Source organism: Streptomyces prasinopilosus (assembly GCF_001419695.1).
Taxonomy (GTDB): domain Bacteria; phylum Actinomycetota; class Actinomycetes; order Streptomycetales; family Streptomycetaceae; genus Streptomyces; species Streptomyces prasinopilosus.
Map to the genome: position 1 here is coordinate 1 of NZ_LIRG01000795.1, position 3,007 is coordinate 3,007.

The 3,007-nt window shown below is 72.4% G+C and carries 3 protein-coding genes; 1 reads left to right on the forward strand and 2 read right to left on the reverse strand.

Features of this window, described 5'->3' with window-relative positions; genetic code table 11:
• The coding region (locus tag AOK18_RS26560; RefSeq protein WP_055695980.1) for an aldo/keto reductase at positions 1-899 on the reverse strand (899 nt) is incomplete at its 3' end.
• A 318-nt stretch (positions 900-1,217) separates the two neighbouring features.
• Here AOK18_RS26560 and AOK18_RS26565 point away from each other — a divergent pair.
• Positions 1,218-1,991 carry a hypothetical protein gene (locus tag AOK18_RS26565; RefSeq protein ID WP_055695981.1) on the forward strand — a complete coding sequence of 258 codons (774 nt, stop codon included), beginning with the start codon at positions 1,218-1,220 and terminating at the stop codon, positions 1,989-1,991.
• A 176-nt stretch (positions 1,992-2,167) separates the two neighbouring features.
• Here AOK18_RS26565 and AOK18_RS26570 read toward each other — a convergent pair whose 3' ends face one another.
• Positions 2,168-2,845 carry a GDSL-type esterase/lipase family protein gene (locus AOK18_RS26570; protein ID WP_055695982.1) on the reverse strand — a complete coding sequence of 226 codons (678 nt, stop codon included), beginning with the start codon at positions 2,843-2,845 and terminating at the stop codon, positions 2,168-2,170.
• Between the last annotated feature and the right edge of the window lie 162 nt (positions 2,846-3,007).

A 3,007-nucleotide genomic window follows, 5' to 3' on the forward strand; every position in this document is an offset into this window, starting at 1 on the left:
CGCACCGCCGAGCAGCTGGAATCGGCGGTGCGCGGGCCGACGATCGGCCCGGTCACCCCGGGCCGGGTCAGCAGCCAGGCCAGCGCGGCCTCGCCGGGCTCGACGCCGTGCTTGTCGAGCAGGTCCTCGTACGCCTGGACCTTCTCGCGGAACCCGGTGTTCTTCAGCGCCTCCGCCGAGCGGCCGGTGGCGCGGCGCCTGCCCTCGGACTCCTTCTTGAGCACCCCGCCCAGCAGTCCGCCGTGCAGCGGCGACCAGGGGATGACCCCGAGCCCGTAGTCCCGCGCGGCCGGGATCACCTCCATCTCGGCGCGGCGCTCGGCGAGGTTGTAGAGGCACTGCTCGCTGACCAGGCCGATGGTCCCGCCGCGCCGGGCCGCGGTCTCGTTCGCCTGGGCGATCTTGTAGCCGGGGAAGTTGGACGACCCCGCGTACAGGATCTTGCCCTGCTGGACCAGGACGTCGACGGCCTGCCAGATCTCGTCGAACGAGGTGTCGCGGTCGATGTGGTGGAACTGGTACAGGTCGATGTGGTCGGTCCGCAGCCGTTTCAGCGAGGCGTCCACGGCCCGCCGGATGTTCAGGGCGGACAGCTTGTCGTGGTTGGGCCACGGCTCGCCGTCGGCGCCCATGTTTCCGTACACCTTGGTGGCGAGCACGACCTTGTCGCGCCGCTCGCCGCCCTGGGCGAACCAGGTGCCGATGATCTCCTCGGTGCGGCCCTTGTTCTCGCCCCACCCGTAGACGTTGGCGGTGTCGAAGAGGTTGACACCGGCGTCCAGCGCCGCGTCCATGATGGCGTGACTGTCGGCCTCGTCGGTCTGCGGACCGAAGTTCATCGTGCCGAGGACGATCCGGCCGACCTTCAATCCCGTGCGTCCGAGCTGTGTGTACTTCATGGTTACCCAGCCAACGGCCTGGAGTGCGCTCCAGGCAAGCGGACGCCGTCACGTACCGGGGGCCCACGCGGCCGCGACGCGCCCGGCGCTCCGGGGGAGACGGCGCGCAGGCCCGCGTGACGCAAGGCGGCGCGTCGACGAACTCCCTTTTGCAGGCGATGTGTTGCCGTGTCGCGGGGGTGTCACAGAGATGTTCTCAAGGGCCGACGGAGGCCACCCGGGGCCCGGGATGCGCGTCATGATCAGTACAGGGCGGGAAACGGGCGGGAACGCCGCCGGCGCTCCGCCACCCCGCCACTCCCTCGGAAGGAACCTCCCATGATGAACCGCCGCCTGCGCAAGGCCCTCGTCGTCACCACCGCGCTCACCGCCGGTCTGCTGATGACGGCGTGCCAGAACGAGGACACCGACGACAACGCGTCCGCCGTGTCCGCCGCGTCCTCCGCACCCGCCGCGTCCGCCGCGGGTGCGGAGGCGGCGGGCTCCGGCACGGGGAAGGGTGTCAGCGGCTCGTTCAAGAACGGGAAGGTCACCCACCTCGCCCCGGGCAAGTACCTCGTGTCCGTGCCGGGCAAGACCGACCAGGCGTTCTTCGTCTCCGAGGAGACGAAGATCTGGGGCGCCGGCGGCATCTGCGGTGACGCGCAGGGGCAGAGCGCCACCGAGTGCACCGAGGCCGAGCTGGAGGCGGCGGCCAAGAAGGGCGCCGTGAGCGCCGACGTGGAGATGAAGGACGGCGCCGCGGTCTCGGTGACCGAGCAGCCCGCCGGCGGGGGGTCCGGCTCCACCGGGCAGCCCGGTTCCGCCGAGGGCGTCGCCGAGGGCGAGGGCGTCAGCGGAACCTGGTTCGGCAACGTCTCCTACCTGGCGCCGGGCAAGTACACGGTCTCCGACACGAAGGGCACCGAGCAGGCGTTCTTCGTCTCCGAGGAGACGAAGATCTGGGGCGCCGGCGGCATCTGCGGTGACGCGCAGGGGCAGAGCGCCACCGAGTGCACCGAGGCCGAGCTGGAGGCGGCGGCCAGGAAGGGCGTCGGAGCCGAGGTCACCCTCAGCAACGGCATCGCGACCAAGATCGTCGAGGACGCCTGAGCCGCGGACCGGCCGCAGGGCCGAACGCCCCGAGGACGGCCTCCGGAGTCGCCCCGGTCCGCCCGGACCGGCCCCGGCCCACCCGGGGAAGCCCGGGGGGACCGGGGGGAGCCCGGAACCACCGGGAACCTCCCGGTCCTTCCGGCACCCCGGAGCGGGCGCCCCGGAGCGAGCCCCTACGCCGCCTCGTAGGGCCCGCCCAGCTCCCAGCCCCGGTACAGCGCCTCCGCGAAGGCCTCGGCGATCCTGTGTTCGCCGCTCGCGTTGGGGTGGGTGCCGTCGTAGGTGTCGGTGTGGAGGTCGTACGACGGCGGGAGCGCGGCCAGCAGGACGGGGGACTCCGGAGTGTCCAGGTCGACGGCCGTCTTCGCCAGGAGGTCGTTGAAGCGGGCGACCTGGGCGGCGAAGTCCGGGTCGGCCTCCGCGCGGATGTTGGGTATCACCGGGAGCAGGACCAGGCGCACGCGCCGGTTGGCCGCGCGGGCCGCCGCGACGAAGCCGCGGACGTTGTCCGCGGTCTGCTCGGGGTTCGTGTAGAAGCCGAGGTCGATCAGGCCCAGGGAGACCAGGAGCACGTCGGCGCGCAGCGTCCGGACGGCCTCGCCGACCAGCGGCACCATGTGGTGCCAGCCCTCGCCCCAGCCGGCCAGGTGCCCGCGCGGGAAGTCCGGGTCCGCGTAGGCGTACGAGGTGGGGGCGTCCGTCTGCGGGTCGTGCAGCGTCTCGCGCGGGCCGACGAGGGTGAAGGGGCCGCCGTACTCCGCGCACAGGTGCTGCCACAGCCGGTAGCGCCAGGTGTGTTCACCCGCGCTCCCGATGGTCATCGAGTCGCCGACGGGCATGAACCTGAGCATCCGGTCATCATCCTCGATCGGCCCGGTCACCGCGATGTGAGCCCGACCACCTGCCGTGAACTGCCGGGCGCAATGGCACTCTTGGGTCATGCGCCGACCCCTCGCCCCGCTCGCCGCGGCCACCGCCGTCCTGTTCGCCGCTCCGGCCCTGCTCGTGGGCGC

Bases quoted from the DNA above. Each gene is read 5' to 3' on its own strand.
- AOK18_RS26570 (WP_055695982.1), bottom strand. From the start codon at position 2,845: ATGCTCAGGTTCATGCCCGTCGGCGACTCGATGACCATCGGGAGCGCG.
- AOK18_RS26565 (WP_055695981.1), top strand. From the start codon at position 1,218: ATGATGAACCGCCGCCTGCGCAAGGCCCTCGTCGTCACCACCGCGCTC.